At 36.9% G+C, this 14,997-nt stretch carries 13 protein-coding genes; 8 read left to right on the forward strand and 5 right to left on the reverse strand.

The features are described from left to right. Positions 1 to 10: 10 nt before the first annotated feature. From sufD to pyrF, 4 genes are all read right to left on the reverse strand, one after another. Positions 11 to 1,321: a Fe-S cluster assembly protein SufD gene (sufD, locus tag BMY50_RS08385; RefSeq protein ID WP_093322009.1), complete on the reverse strand. Its 1,311-nt coding sequence runs from the start codon at positions 1,319 to 1,321 to the stop codon at positions 11 to 13. A 39-nt stretch (positions 1,322 to 1,360) separates the two neighbouring features. Continuing rightward, a complete protein-coding gene (gene sufC / locus BMY50_RS08390) occupies positions 1,361 to 2,131 on the reverse strand; it encodes a Fe-S cluster assembly ATPase SufC (RefSeq protein ID WP_093322014.1) in 771 nt (256 codons plus the stop codon). A 70-nt stretch (positions 2,132 to 2,201) separates the two neighbouring features. Next, positions 2,202 to 3,653, reverse strand: a complete 1,452-nt coding sequence (gene sufB / locus BMY50_RS08395; protein ID WP_093322019.1) for a Fe-S cluster assembly protein SufB — start codon at positions 3,651 to 3,653, stop codon at positions 2,202 to 2,204. 187 nt (positions 3,654 to 3,840) lie between these two features. After that, positions 3,841 to 4,677, reverse strand: a complete 837-nt coding sequence (pyrF, locus tag BMY50_RS08400; protein ID WP_093322022.1) for an orotidine-5'-phosphate decarboxylase — start codon at positions 4,675 to 4,677, stop codon at positions 3,841 to 3,843. Positions 4,678 to 5,149: 472 nt separating this feature from the next. On the opposite strand from pyrF, the gene rho reads away from it, so the two are divergent. Then, on the forward strand, positions 5,150 to 6,694 hold the full coding sequence (rho, locus tag BMY50_RS08405; RefSeq protein WP_093322026.1) for a transcription termination factor Rho: 1,545 nt from the start codon (positions 5,150 to 5,152) through the stop codon (positions 6,692 to 6,694). Between the two features lie 161 nt (positions 6,695 to 6,855). After that, positions 6,856 to 7,563, forward strand: a complete 708-nt coding sequence (gene pssA, locus BMY50_RS08410) for a CDP-diacylglycerol--serine O-phosphatidyltransferase (RefSeq protein ID WP_093322030.1) — start codon at positions 6,856 to 6,858, stop codon at positions 7,561 to 7,563. On the opposite strand, the gene folK is transcribed toward pssA, so the two are convergent. Continuing rightward, positions 7,558 to 8,052, reverse strand: a complete 495-nt coding sequence (folK, locus tag BMY50_RS08415) for a 2-amino-4-hydroxy-6-hydroxymethyldihydropteridine diphosphokinase (protein ID WP_093322033.1) — start codon at positions 8,050 to 8,052, stop codon at positions 7,558 to 7,560. The two genes, pssA and folK, sit on opposite strands and share 6 nt — an antisense overlap. 155 nt (positions 8,053 to 8,207) lie before the next feature. On the opposite strand from folK, the gene sppA reads away from it, so the two are divergent. From sppA to BMY50_RS08445, 6 genes are all read left to right on the forward strand, one after another. Further along, entirely contained in the window at positions 8,208 to 9,974 is a 1,767-nt protein-coding gene (gene sppA / locus BMY50_RS08420; RefSeq protein ID WP_093322038.1) for a signal peptide peptidase SppA, read from the forward strand. Between the two features lie 168 nt (positions 9,975 to 10,142). Next, a complete protein-coding gene (locus BMY50_RS08425) occupies positions 10,143 to 11,819 on the forward strand; it encodes a DNA polymerase/3'-5' exonuclease PolX (protein WP_093322043.1) in 1,677 nt (558 codons plus the stop codon). A gap of 17 nt (positions 11,820 to 11,836) precedes the next feature. Beyond that, positions 11,837 to 12,448: a DUF4254 domain-containing protein gene (locus tag BMY50_RS08430; RefSeq protein WP_093322048.1), complete on the forward strand. Its 612-nt coding sequence runs from the start codon at positions 11,837 to 11,839 to the stop codon at positions 12,446 to 12,448. A 99-nt stretch (positions 12,449 to 12,547) separates the two neighbouring features. Beyond that, positions 12,548 to 13,576: a glycosyltransferase family 9 protein gene (locus BMY50_RS08435; RefSeq protein WP_093322052.1), complete on the forward strand. Its 1,029-nt coding sequence runs from the start codon at positions 12,548 to 12,550 to the stop codon at positions 13,574 to 13,576. Beyond that, entirely contained in the window at positions 13,569 to 14,060 is a 492-nt protein-coding gene (locus BMY50_RS08440) for a SixA phosphatase family protein (protein WP_093322056.1), read from the forward strand. The genes BMY50_RS08435 and BMY50_RS08440 overlap by 8 nt, the downstream gene beginning before the upstream one ends. 58 nt (positions 14,061 to 14,118) lie before the next feature. Then, positions 14,119 to 14,988, forward strand: coding sequence for an aldose 1-epimerase family protein (locus tag BMY50_RS08445; RefSeq protein ID WP_093322061.1), 870 nt, complete (start codon positions 14,119 to 14,121; stop codon positions 14,986 to 14,988). Positions 14,989 to 14,997: the final 9 nt, after the last annotated feature.

Raw genomic sequence — 14,997 nt, forward strand, 5'->3', positions numbered from 1 at the left:
AAATATGGATTTACTGTTCTATTATTAGCCCCTCTTCAATCAAATGATCTACATACTCTCTTATTGGTTCACTGCTGAATTTTTCGGTTACATCAAATGCAAAAGCATGAACTAAAAGAACGCGTGCCTTTTCTTCACTTATACCTCTGGCTCTTAAATAAAACAATGCATCATCATCAAATTGCCCCATTGTACAACCGTGACTACATTTAACATCATCAGCGAAAATCTCTAATTGTGGTTTACTAAAAATCGTCGATTTCTCTCCAATGAGCATATTATTATTTTGTTGGAAAGCATTCGTTTTTTGCGCGTCTTCTCTGACGAAAATCTTACCATTAAATACGGCTGTAGATGTATTTTGGGTAATATTCTTATACCATTCGTAACTTTCACAATGTGGTTTGCGATGATCTACAATTGTGTGATTATCTACCAATTGATCCTCCGCTGTCAACGTAATTCCATACAAATGGCTTTCTACTGCACTATCATCCAGTCTAACATTGATGTTATTCCGGATGAAAGCCGAGCCGGGAAACGTACAATTATAGTTATTGTACAAGCTATGTTTTTTCTGATGAATTTCAGTGTGATTTAAGTAACTAGATTGTGAATTGGCAGTCTGTAAATAATAATGTTGCAGATGAGCGTTTTCTTCAAGCACAACTTCACTTACAGTATTATTCAAGCTTAATCCAATATCGTCGGTAATAAAAGATTCTAAAATTTCAGCCTTAGTATTATTTCCTAGTAGGTATAAATTACGTGTTTGATTAAAAATTGTTTCACTTGAAGACGCAACATGAATAATTTGAATACTTCTCCTGAGTGTAATATTCTTTTCAATTTCGATAACTAAACCTCCTTCATGAAGCGCAGTATTTAAAGCAACTAAAGGGTTGTCCGTTTTATCTGCATATTGAGCAAAATGCCTAAGCGACAATTTATGCTGGTGTATATCTTCAATTGAATATATAGAAACCCCTTGCTCGTCCACAACATCTGAAAGATCTGTTCTAAAGTGTCCGTTAACCAGTACAAGCTTATAAGGGTTCAGCCCTTTAATGAAAGCCTTTTCTATTGAAACACTCTTGCCGGGGAGATTGTCACGCAACAAATAATTTTTACTTAATAATGGTTGTAAATTGGTATACTTCCAATCTTCATCCTTTAAAGTAGGAAAACCTGTTTCTTGAAAACGAGCAAACGCGTTTCTACGTAAACTAGCTAATGGCTCTAAATCGCCTTTTATAGCTAACCCGTCATCAAAAACGGTAGTTAATTGATGATATAATGAACTCGAAACTTGTGTAATCATTTGTTAATAGTCATAAAATGGATGAAAAAATGTAGTCGATTAAATGGCAGCTCCTTCTTCTGCATCTACACTTTCTTTCAACCAATCATATCCCTTTTCCTCTAATTCTAACGCTAATTCTTTTGTACCTGATTTTACGATACGTCCCTTATATAATACATGAACGAAATCCGGCACAATGTATTCTAAAAGTCGTTGATAATGTGTTATTACAACGAAAGCATTATCTTTTGAACGCAAATGGTTCACACCATTAGCCACAATTCTTAACGCATCGATATCTAGCCCGGAGTCTGTTTCATCTAAAATAGATAACTTCGGCTCTAGCATTGCTAATTGAAAAATTTCATTACGCTTTTTCTCTCCACCAGAAAAGCCCTCATTTAGTGATCTATTAGCCAGTTTGGCATCAAATTCAACTAATTTTTGCTTTTCTTTCACCTGCTTCAAAAACTCCTTAGCTTCCATAGGCGCTAAACCTTTATAAGCTCTTATTTCATTCACAGCTGTTTTTAAGAAATTTATATTTGAAACACCGGGAATTTCAATAGGATATTGAAAAGCAAGAAAAAGACCTTCCCGAGCCCTGTCTTCTGGTGACAATTCTAATAAATCCTTTCCTTCTAAGGTCACTTCGCCGCCGGTAACTTCATAAGCGTCTCTACCTGCTAAAACAGATGCCAGTGTGCTTTTACCTGAACCGTTTGGCCCCATGATTGCATGAACTTCACCCGCTTTAACTTCTAAATTTAACCCTTTTAAAATTTGTTTATCATCTACAGATGCCTGTAGGTTTTTTATACTTAACATACGATCAATAATTCAAATCTTGTTGATTTGGTGTTTATGCTTTTTATTTTTATATATTACGTTAGGCCAGCTATCCAACACTACCCTCTAAAGAAATAGCCAACAACTTCTGAGCCTCCACTGCAAATTCCATGGGCAACTGATTTAATACCTCTTTTGCATAGCCATTCACAATTAGCTCAACAGCTTTTTCAGAATCAATTCCTCGCTGGTTAAGGTAGAATATCTGATCTTCGCCAATTTTAGAAGTGGTAGCCTCATGCTCCAACTTAGCAGTCTTATTCTTAGCCTCAATATAAGGAAATGTATGCGCCCCACAACGGTCGCCTATCAATAGCGAGTCACATTGCGTAAAATTTCGCGCTTTTTCAGCTCCTTTACCTATTTGCACTAAACCTCTGTAGCTGTTTTGGCTAACGCCTGCGGAGATACCTTTCGATACAATCTTACTTCTTGTATTTTTTCCTATATGGAACATTTTACTTCCTGTATCCGCTATTTGGTGGTTTCTTGTAAGCGCTACCGAATAAAATTCACCAATTGAGTTATCACCTTTCAATATTACACTTGGATATTTCCATGTAATTGATGAACCCGTTTCTACTTGTGTCCACGAAATCTTACTATTATCCCCTCTACAAATACCTCTTTTAGTAACAAAATTGTAAATACCGCCTATTCCGTTCTTGTCTCCTGGATACCAATTTTGTACAGTACTGTACTTGATTTCTGCATTATCCAAGGCAATGAGCTCTACAACTGCAGCATGCAACTGATTCTCATCCCGCATGGGAGCAGTACATCCTTCCAAATAGCTAACATAGCTTCCTTCATCAGCTACGATAAGTGTTCTTTCAAATTGTCCCGTGTTTTGTGCGTTAATACGAAAGTAAGTAGAAAGCTCCATTGGGCAATTCACACCCTTCGGTATATAAACGAAGGACCCATCTGAAAAAACAGCTGCGTTAAGCGCCGCATAAAGGTTATCTGTTTGAGGAACTACTGTACCCAGATATTTTTTTACTAACTCAGGATACTCTCTTACAGCTTCGCCGAAAGAACAAAAGATAACGCCAACTTCTTTAAGCTTCTCGCGAAAAGTCGTCTTAACAGATACACTATCAAAAACCGCGTCAACAGCCACTACACCTGCCAATATTTTTTGCTCATCTAATGGAATGCCTAGTTTTGCAAAGGTTTCCAATAGTTCAGGATCCACTTCATCTATGCTGTTTACCTTTGGTTTTTCTTTAGGTGCAGCATAGTAAGAAATGTCTTGAAAATCCACTTTTGGATGTTTAAAATTTTGCCACTGTGGCATTGACATCTTCTCAAAATGCTTCAACGCCTTTAATCTCCATTCCAATAACCACTCAGGTTCGCTTTTCTTTGCCGAAATAAAACGCACAGTATCTTCAGACAAACCTTTCTTGGCTATGTCCATCTCTATATCAGTAGTGAAACCGTATTTATATTCCTCTACCGCAAGCTCGGTCAATATATTATCGTCTTTGGTGCTCATCTCACATTAAATTTACACAATCTAATAATCATCTGTATTTGGTTAACGATTGTATACTACATAATTTGCAAAGTTACAATTTGAAGCGCAATTAATCGAGCTTTTCCTTCGCTCTTTTACCTATTATTAATAATCTAAATGTAAATTAATGACCATCGTCATTTTTTCCAACGGTTAAATTATTATCCTAGCTTATTATTCCTGCTTTAAGAAGCTCTTCCTGCATCTCTTTTTGCAAAGACAGGGATTCGGCTCTGGCTTTCTCCGCAAAATCCTCCCCTTCACTTGCATATATAATTGATCTCGTAGCATTTACAAGTAAGCCACAGTCCTTATTTAAACCATAAGTGCATACTTCCTGTAAATTACCGCCCTGCGCACCAACACCTGGAACTAGTAAAAAATGGTCGGGCGCATGTTTACGTATATCCTTAAAAAATTCGCCTCTTGTAGCGCCAACAACATACATAATATTATCAGGCCTGCCCCAATTATTTACCTTTCTTATCACTTGCTCAAATAGATGCATCTCATCATGATCAGTCAAAAATTGAAAGTCTAAGCTGCCTTTATTCGACGTTAATGCTAATACAATTGCCCATTTATTTTCATATTTAAGAAAAGGAGTAATAGAATCTTCGCCCATATACGGCGCTATAGTTAATGCGTCAAAATCAAAACCAGAATCATTAGGTGAGAAAAAAGCCTTTGCATACATATCCGACGTATTTCCTATGTCACCTCGCTTCGCATCAGCTATACTCAAACAGGTTTTGGGAATGATTTTTAAAGTACGCTGCAAACTTTGCCAGCCCTTAACACCTCTACATTCGTAAAAGGCGGTGTTTGGTTTATACGCCACGCATAAATCAGCAGTAGCTTCTACAATACGTTTATTAAATTCAAACACAGGATCTTCATAATCCAATAAAAATTTGGGTATTTTTGAAATATCCGTATCTAAACCAACACATAGAAAAGAACGTTTTTGCTTAATTTCGTCAATTAGCTGCTTACGAGTCATATTAGGGGGAAATGTATTTTAGAATATTGAAAAATAATGCAAACTTAGTTAAAAATGACTTGATAAACAATTCAACTTAAACTTCGCATATCCATTGTAATATTTTATACAGATTTTGACAGTAATAATTTACACTAATACCAATTTGACAACATCTAATATACAAGTTTATCAGGCTGTTAAGCGCTACATCAACACCTAGGAGTCTATTAGAAAATTAAGTTTATTTTAGAGAGAAGAAGAAAAGCACGCAAAAATAAAAAGCATTTTTTTTGAGTTTTTTTTTGAAATATCAATTCTTATGCATACAATTGCAGCGGAATCTCAAAATTTATCCTAATCCGTTGGGGAGAATCAATAAATTCCTTAAGCGATAAAATAATAAAAGCTGATCAATAAAGTTTTTATTATATGGATGGATTTCTGTAAAAACACAAGCAAAAAAAATCCTTATTACACATAACGACATTTGATGAATATTAATGAATTGAACGCTAAGCTCGTGTCAGAGCTACGTGAAATTGCAAAATTAATCGGCATCGCAGACGCTGAAAAGTTGAGAAAACAAGAATTGATCAACAAAATAATTGCAACCGAAAACGACAAACCTATTCAAGAAGAGGAATCGGAAACTTCCGAAAAGGAAGAAAATGGTGAAGCTAAACACCGCAAGCGAGTTAGAACAACCTTAAAACAGGCGGAACCAGTAGAGATACGAAAAAAGAACGAGAAAGAGTCAATTTCTATCAGTCAAGAGGAGGTAACTCCAAATAAAGATAGATCCTCTTCATCTGATAACCGTTCGCAACGCCCAAGAACGGGGAGTGGCCCAACAAATGCTACAACAAACCCAGCTAAAACAGACTCTCAAGCACCTTTACCTCCAGCTTCAAATCTCGACTTTGACAATGTTATCGTAAATGAGGGAGTGTTGGAGATAATGCCTGATGGCTATGGTTTTTTACGCTCATCGGACTATAACTATCTCACATCGCCAGATGATATTTATGTTTCTCAATCGCAGATTAAGCTTTTTGGATTAAAAACTGGAGACACCGTAAGAGGCAGTATCCGGCCGCCAAAAGAGGGAGAAAAGTATTTTCCTTTAGTTCGTGTAGAAGCTATTAATGGACAAGTCCCTGCGGAAGTAAGAGACAGGGTTCCATTTGACTATCTAACTCCTTTATTTCCAACAGAACGCTTAAGATTATTTACAGACGTAGGTAATCACTCTACGCGTATAATGGATTTATTTACGCCAATAGGTAAAGGACAACGTGGTTTAATTGTTGCACAGCCAAAAACGGGTAAAACAGTCTTATTAAAAGAAGTTGCAAACGCAATTGCAAAAAACCATCCAGAGGTATACCTAATCATCTTATTAATTGATGAACGCCCAGAGGAGGTAACCGATATGGCCAGAAGTGTTCGGGCCGAGGTAGTATCTTCCACATTTGATGAGCCCGCTGAACGCCATGTAAAAATTGCAAACATCGTACTTGAAAAAGCAAAACGCATGGTAGAATGTGGGCATGACGTTGTCATATTATTGGATTCTATTACGAGGTTAGCCAGAGCTTATAACACAGTTGCACCCGCTTCTGGAAAAATTTTATCAGGTGGTGTTGATGCGAATGCTCTCCATAAACCGAAAAGATTCTTTGGAGCTGCCCGTAATATTGAACACGGTGGGTCTTTAACGATCTTAGCTACTGCATTAACAGATACAGGTTCTAAGATGGATGAAGTGATCTTTGAAGAATTTAAAGGTACAGGTAACATGGAATTGCAGCTTGATCGTAAGTTATCAAACAAACGTATCTTCCCTGCTATTGATATTACTGCATCCAGCACCAGAAGAGACGACTTGTTAAATGACAAAGAAACGTTGCAACGTATATGGGTTCTTAGAAACCACTTAGCAGATATGAACTCTACCGAAGCGATGGAGTTTTTGCTATCGCAAATGAGAGGCACTAGATCTAATGAAGAGTTTTTAATCAGTATGAATGGTTAAAAGCTATTAAAGCCAATACTAAAAATTATACCATATAATTGTTAGCTTTGCGGTTTAAGTGCACAAGCTACAATAATCAATACGATTTGTGAAAGCTTTCTGACCTTAAAAGGCAGAAAGCTTTTTTAATGAGGCTGATTAATACTTCAAATACATAAAGAATGAAACAACATATACCAAATGCTATTACCTGTCTTAATCTGTTTTGTGGATGTGTAGGTACTGTATTGGCCTTCAATGATCAACTGATAGATGCGGGATATGCCATTGTACTTGCTGCCATTTTTGATTTTTTTGATGGTTTTCTTGCTCGTTTATTGAAAGTAAATTCGCCAACCGGAAAAGAACTCGATTCTTTGGCCGACATGGTAAGTTTTGGGCTTTTACCATCAATAATTATTTTCCAAATGCTGGAATTGACTCCAGCTGTTGAGTATGGCGGAAAGTGGGTAAAATACATCGCATTTCTCATCGCTATATTTTCTGCTTTACGCTTGGCAAAATTTAATCTTGATACCCGCCAAGGTACCATATTTATTGGTTTGCCTACTCCTGCATGTGCCCTATTTGTACTTTCTTTACCTCATATCGCCCTGAGCAAAGATCCTATAATCAGTGCTTATGTACAAAACCCTTTAATCCTTCTGATACTAACATTAGCATTAAGCTTTCTACTAGTAGCAGAAATACCACTGATGTCACTCAAATTTAAAAACTTCGGTTTAACGAATAACCTTCACCGATATGTGCTCATAGCTGCTGCCATTCTACTGATAGTTTTTTTTCAACTCACCGCTATTCCTTTAATCATTATCCTCTACATCGTCTTATCGCTCGTACAATTTAACAAATTAAGTCAAGCTTTATAAGAGAGAGGCATCAATTGCTTGAACATCCGAATGGTCCACCAGCTTTTTCAGTAGATCCTCGACAGAAACGCTAAATAGTGGGTGTATAAAGTTTGGAGCAATTTCAACTAATGGAACTAAAACGAACTTACGGAGGTGTATAAAAGGATGTGGTATTTTTAGGTCGTCGGTGTTAATAATCATATCATCATAGAATAAAACGTCAATATCAAGGCTTCTTGCCCCCCACTTAACTACTCGCACCCTACCCAAATCTTTCTCAATTTCCAACACATGCTTCAACGTTTTTTCAGGATTAAGAGTTGTTTTTAACATCAACACCTGATTTAGGTAAGCGGGCTGCTCCACTCCACCCCATGGGGCGGTTTCATATATTTTTGATTTTAAAATAACTTCACCAACTTTATCACTAATAAGAGCAATCGCCTTATTGAGTATAGCCTTTCGATCACCTAAATTCGAACCTAAAATAAGATAAACAATATGCATACACAAAGATACATTCGTTTCTCCTAACAGAAACAACACTTAGCTGTCATTTTTTATAAGTACGTATTGAACTTCAACTTCCGTGTAACAAAATGCGCGTTCACTTGTCTTATATTTGTTTAGTAACATAGAAATTTTAACATCAACAACCATACATGAAACAATTTTTCAAATTTGTTTTTGCCTCCATGCTCGGGGTATTTTTATCAACGATAATTTTCTTTTTCATTGCTATTGCCATTGTGGGTGCCTTAATTAGCACAGCAAGCTCTGAGAAAACGGTAGAGGTAAGCGATAATTCCGTCTTACGGATTAACCTTGATTATGCCATTAAGGAACGTACAGAGAAAAATCCGTTCAATAATGTGAATATCCCCAGCTTTAGCTCTGAGAAAACTATCGGTTTAGATGAAATATTACGAAGAATCGAGGCAGCAAAAAAAGATGACAGAATTAAAGGGATTATATTAGATATTAATGGTGTTGGAGCTAGTTTCGCAACGCTCCAAGAGATCAGAAATGCGCTACTGAATTTTAAACAATCTAAAAAATTTATTACCGCCTATAGTGAAGGTTATTCGCAAAAAGGCTATTACTTAGCATCCACTGCAGACAAGGTATACCTTAATCCGGAAGGTTCAGTAGATTTTAGAGGATTAGCTACACAACTTTCCTTTTTTAAAGGTACCCTTGAAAAACTAGGAATTGAAGCGCAGGTGATAAAGGTAGGCACTTACAAAAGTGCAGTCGAACCATTCATCTTAGATAAAATGAGCCCAGCTAATGAAGAACAGATAAACTCTTATCTTAATTCGGTTTATGATTATTATCTCGAAAATGTTTCAAAATCCAGGAATCTGCCAATAGATACACTCAGAGGCATTGCAAATAGCTATGAAGGTCGTGACGCGAATTTAGCATTACAAAGCAAACTGGTTGACGGACTAAAATATAAAGATGAACTCATTGATGAGCTGAAATCTCGGTTGAAGATTGATAAAAAGAAAAAAATCAAAGCTGTCAATATTGAAGATTATTCTGCCCCCGTTGGTGAAACCAACACCTCGCAAGAGAGAATAGCCATCGTTTATGCAGTGGGAGATATCGTTTCAGGTGAGGGGTCTGATGAACAGATAGGTTCAGAACGCATTGCCAGAGCTATACGTGCTGTTCGTGAAGACGACAAAATAAAAGCCGTGGTATTTCGTGTAAATTCTCCCGGCGGGAGTGCACTGGCGTCAGACGTTATTTGGAGAGAGGTAGAATTGACTAAAAAGGCCAAGCCAATTATCGTTTCAATGGGCGATGTAGCAGCGTCTGGAGGTTATTACATAGCATGTGCGGCAGATTCTATTTTTGCGCAACCAAATACCATTACAGGATCAATAGGCGTTTTTGGTATTATTCCAAACTTACAGAACTTCTTTAATAATAAGCTAGGTATTACTTTCGATGAAGTAAAAACTGGAAAGTATGCAGATCTTATGAGTGTTAATCGGCCACTTACAACAGATGAACGGGATTTAATCCAACAAGGAGTAAATAAAACATATAATACCTTTACAAAAAAGGTGTCTGATGGACGAAAAATCAGCCAAGCTAAAGTTGATAGCATAGGGCAAGGCAGGGTTTGGACCGGAGCTCAAGCCCTACAAATAGGACTAGTGGATAGACTGGGTGGTTTAGAAGATGCGATCAAATCTGCCGCTAAAAAGGCAAAAATAAAGGATTATAAATTGATTGCTTACCCTTCGTTAAAAGACCCATTTGAGTCCCTATTAAGTTCATCAACCGATAAAATGAAAAGCTGGGCAATTAAACAAGACTTAGGAGAAGGTTACACCTTATACAGACAGGCGAAAAGTGTATTAGAACAGAGCGGTATACAGGCTAGACTACCTTATATTCTTAATATACAATAGAATATTGGAAAACGATTATTAAGGCTCAGACATTGTCTGGGCCTTTTCTATTATGATCGTAAATATTATATACTCCTCATCTTTTGATTGGATTATAATGGCAATTTATCTAAGTTTGTCGACCGGTTTGACATAAACAACGAGCCATTACCATTAATAATATCCTTTATGGAAAATAAGATCATATCCCGTAAGTTAAAATTGTTATCTCAGTTGATGGAGCTCCATGGCGAAAATTCCTTTAAAACAAAGGCTGTTGCCAATGCCTCTTTTAAACTCGATAAATTACCCTTTAGAATAATTGACAAAACGGAATTAGAACTTAGTGAACAACAAGGGATAGGTAAGAGCACAGCAGCTAAAGTTTGGGAGCTGCTTAATACGGGTTGCATAAGAGAATTAGAAGACTTGCTTTCAAGAACACCGGACGGCATATTGGAAATGCTTACTATTAAGGGCTTAGGACCAAAAAAAATTGTTATAATTTGGCAAACCTTGAACATCGAGACCATAGGTGAATTATATTATGCATGTAATGAAAATAGATTGATAGAAGCAAAAGGTTTTGGATTAAAAACACAAGAAGAAATAAAAAGGGCCATTGAATTTAATATGGCTAGCCAAGGATTTTTTTTGTATTCCCAAGCAGAAAAAATTGCCACCCACGTTGGCAAAGAATTGGAAGAACTACTCCCAAAAGATTGCTTATTACATATTACAGGAGATTTTCGGAGAAGGGTTGAGATACTAAGTAGAATAGACTTTATTACAACAGCTACTGAAAAGGAGCTGTTAAATGGTATAGAACATCTTGCATCCCTAATAAAATTCGAACAAAAGGATGGTCACATCCAGACGATTCATGAAAGCGGTTTACCGATATATTTCTTTATTAGTAACAATACTACTTTTCAGCGCGACCTATTAATAAGCACAGGAAATGAAGACCATCTTAATTTGCTCAAACAAAAACTGGATGGGGATATTCCCGATGGTCAAGATGAAAAGGAGATCTATCGAAAAGCTCATCTTGATTTTATTGAACCAGAACTAAGGGAAGGATTGGACGAAATAGAAAAGGCATCACATCATACCCTGCCTAATCTAATTAACTATACTGATATCAAAGGCACTCTGCACAATCATAGCACATGGAGCGATGGTGTTCATACGCTAGAGGAGATGGCTCGGCATTGTAAAGAAACTTTAAAGCTAGGTTATTTAGGAATTTGCGACCATTCTCGTACAGCTGTTTATGCTAAGGGTTTAAAAGACGAACAAGTTTTACAGCAATGGTTAGAAATAGAAGAGCTTAATAAAAAACTCACCCCTTTTAAAATATTTAAAGGTATTGAGTCTGATATATTAAGTGATGGGTCTTTAGATTACCCCGAAGAACTCCTCAAGGGCTTTGACTTTGTAGTTGCTTCCATACATTCAAATTTAAAAATGGATGAAGAGCGGGCAACGACACGCCTTATAAAGGCCATTGAGAATCCCTATACTACCATTTTAGGACACCCGACCGGCAGGTTATTGTTGAGCAGGAAAGGTTATCCTATTAACTTCAAAAAGGTAATTGATGCATGTGCTGCAAATAAAGTAGTCATGGAGATAAATGCCAACCCCCTTCGTTTAGATCTCGACTGGCGATGGCATCGTTATGCCTTAGAAAAAGGTGTACTATTGTCAATTAATCCTGATGCACATCGAACTGAAGGTTTGAAAGATATGTATTATGGCACATTGATTGGTAGAAAAGGCGGACTAGAAGCGGTTCAATGTTTAAATTGTTTCAGTCTCGAAGAAATAGACCACTATTTTAAAACACGTAAGCTTCTCTAAAATAATTATCTTTGACTATGATTTCTGAACAAGCCAACAAGATTTTCGATCAAGCCATAACTGATTACCACGTTCATAACTTGATAGATGCGCAATTAAAGAACCCCTACAGCAAGCATTCGTTGGAGCATCTTTTATATTTAAAATGTTGGATAGATACGGTACAATGGCATATGGAAGACGAAGTACGAGATCCTTCTATTGATCCTGTAAAGGGATTGTTATGGAAGCGGAGAATCGATCAGTCAAATCAGGAACGCACCGATACGGTAGAATATATTGATAGTTATTACCTTGATAAGTTCAAAGACGTAGGGCCTTTGCCAGATGCAACAATCAATACGGAAAGTCCTGCTTGGGCAATTGATAGGCTGTCTATATTAGCGTTAAAAATCTATCATATGCAATTGGAAGCTACCCGGTTGAGCGCTAGCCCAGAACATCGCAGTCAGTGTAACGCAAAGTTACAGGTGTTATTGGAACAACGAGCAGACCTGTCAGGCAGCATTGACCAATTGTTAGACGATATATCAAGCGGCAAGAAATATATGAAAGTATATAAACAAATGAAAATGTATAATGACCCTTCGCTAAACCCAATTTTATACGCAGAAGATCCAAAAGTGTAAACAACTTGGGCTCCATTTTAAAAAATCACAAATAAGATTGAGGAGCTTAAGGAACATTATACATAAAACGCTAACAGTATTACCATAGCAAGCGAATCAATGGAAGAGAAATGCATTTTAGTTTTCAGGTTTTCGGCAATGGGAGATGTTGCAATGACAGCGCCGGTATTACAGCAATTATGTGAAAATCATTCCTCAATTAAAATTGTGATGGTCAGCAGGCCATTATTTAAACCATTTTTCGAACATATTCCGAATCTTGTATTTCATGCAATTCATCCAGATAGCATCCATAAAGGGTTGAAGGGGCTTTATAAACTATTCACCGAATTAAAGCAATATAATCCACATGCTATAGCAGATCTTCACGATAACTTAAGAAGTAGAATTTTATCCTTTTACTTTCGTTCTACCGGCGTACAAATAAAACGGATCGATAAGGGACGTGAAGAAAAAAGAGCACTAACTAGAGCTAACAATAAAATTCTGAGGCCCTTACAGCTAACGGTTGATCGCTATGCGGATGTATTTTGCGCGTTAAATTATCCACTTTCTCTGCAACATACATTAAGGAAGCAAAAAAGGCCCATCCCTCCTCTTTTTCATTCTTATTATGAGAATAAGCGATCACCAATAATTGGCATTGCGCCATTTGCCCAACACATTTACAAAATGTATCCATTAACCTTAATGGAAGATGTTATAGCAGATTTAAGTAAAAGCTATCAACTTTTTATTTTCGGAGGTGGGGAAGAAGAAAAAAAAATTGCGGGAGATTGGGAAAACAGATACACTTCTGTAACCAGCGTAATAGGCAAAATAGATTTAGCTCAAGAATTAAGTTTAATCGCTAATCTTGATCTAATGCTCAGCATGGACTCATCAGGCATGCATTTAGCCTCATTAGTAGGCGTTAGAGTCGTGTCAATATGGGGGCCTACACACCCGTATGCTGGTTTTCTAGGTTTTGGCCAACTCGAGAGCGATTGCCTACAGATAAACCACCCAGCCAGACCCAATTCTGTTTATGGAAACAAACCATGTTTATGTGATAATACACCATGTATAGAACTTATTCAACCAAAATTGGTTATAAATAAAATAAAACAATTATTAGAACATGGCTAAACATCTCTTTCTTATTCGTCATGCCAAGTCAGATTGGAATTTTGACCTACCTGATTTTGAGAGACCACTAAATTCACGTGGTCAAAAGAATGCTCCCTACATGGCTAAAAAACTGGCTGAACATGAGGTACAACCACAGTTATTAGTAAGCAGTCCCGCAAATCGGGCCTTAAGTACAGCTCAACTTTTTCAAGAAGAGTTAACGGAACAGCATTTGCAAATTAAAGAAGAGAGCGCTATTTACGAAGCCAGCACGCCAACGCTTTTAAAAATAATTAATGGCTTTGACAATCGATACAGCAGCATCGCCCTCTTTGGACACAATCCTGGTTTAAGTAATCTGGCACATTATTTAAGTTCGGCGTTTGAATACGATATGCCAACATGTTCTATTGTGCATATTCAATTTGGAACAGATGATTGGGCCGAGATAAGTGAGGATGCTGGTGCTATAGTCTGGTTCAATTACCCAAAGCTTGCTTAGATTAAAAGGCTTTATTATATTTACCTGTCTATAAAAATATCTATCCAGTTTATTGAAAATGATTGAACTAAGCAATAACAACATTAAAGTTTGTATAAACAAAAAAGGCGCCGAGCTATCCTCTTTTTATCAGAAAAACTCTTCACTCGAATACGTCTGGCAAGCTGATTCCGAAATCTGGCCCTGGCATGCACCAAACTTATTTCCAATTGTAGGTGGTTTAGTTGACAATGAGTTACATGTGGACGGTAATGCTTATTCGTTACCACGTCACGGTTTTGCAAGGCATTCAGATTTTATATTAATAGAATCATCAACTACGCATGCTATATTTTCGCTCCGGTATAATGCGGAAACTTTGACGTCCTATCCCTACCATTTTGAATTTCAACTAATTTATCACCTCCAAGATTCAACGCTTACATGCACATATAAAGTCATCAATTTGGAGTCAAAAATAATATGGTTTTCTCTTGGTGGGCACCCCGCATTTAATGTTCCTTTTTTTCCAGATGAAAAATATGAAGACTACTTTCTTGAGTTTAATGAAGAGGAGGTATTATTACGACATCATTTATCAGCTGCTGGATATTTCAATGATGAAACCTCGTCCCTTACACTAGACAACAGAAAATTATGGCTTAAGTCGGATCTTTTCCAACATGATGCACTCGTTTTCAAGCAATTACACAGCAGAGAAATTAGTTTAAGAAGTAAAAATCACGCACATAGCTTAACAATTTCATTTCTTGACTTCAATTCGCTTGGAATTTGGGCGAAACCCGATGCTTCTTTTGTTTGCATTGAACCATGGTTAGGATATGCAGATCGGGAAAACAGTAAAGTGTCTATTCAAGAGAAAGAGGGTATTATCTCGCTTTTACCAGGGCATGTTTTTGAAGCAACGTACTCAATTACGGTAGAATAGTAATCGCAA

It is taken from the genome of Olivibacter domesticus (assembly GCF_900109575.1).
GTDB classification, from domain to species: domain Bacteria; phylum Bacteroidota; class Bacteroidia; order Sphingobacteriales; family Sphingobacteriaceae; genus Olivibacter; species Olivibacter domesticus.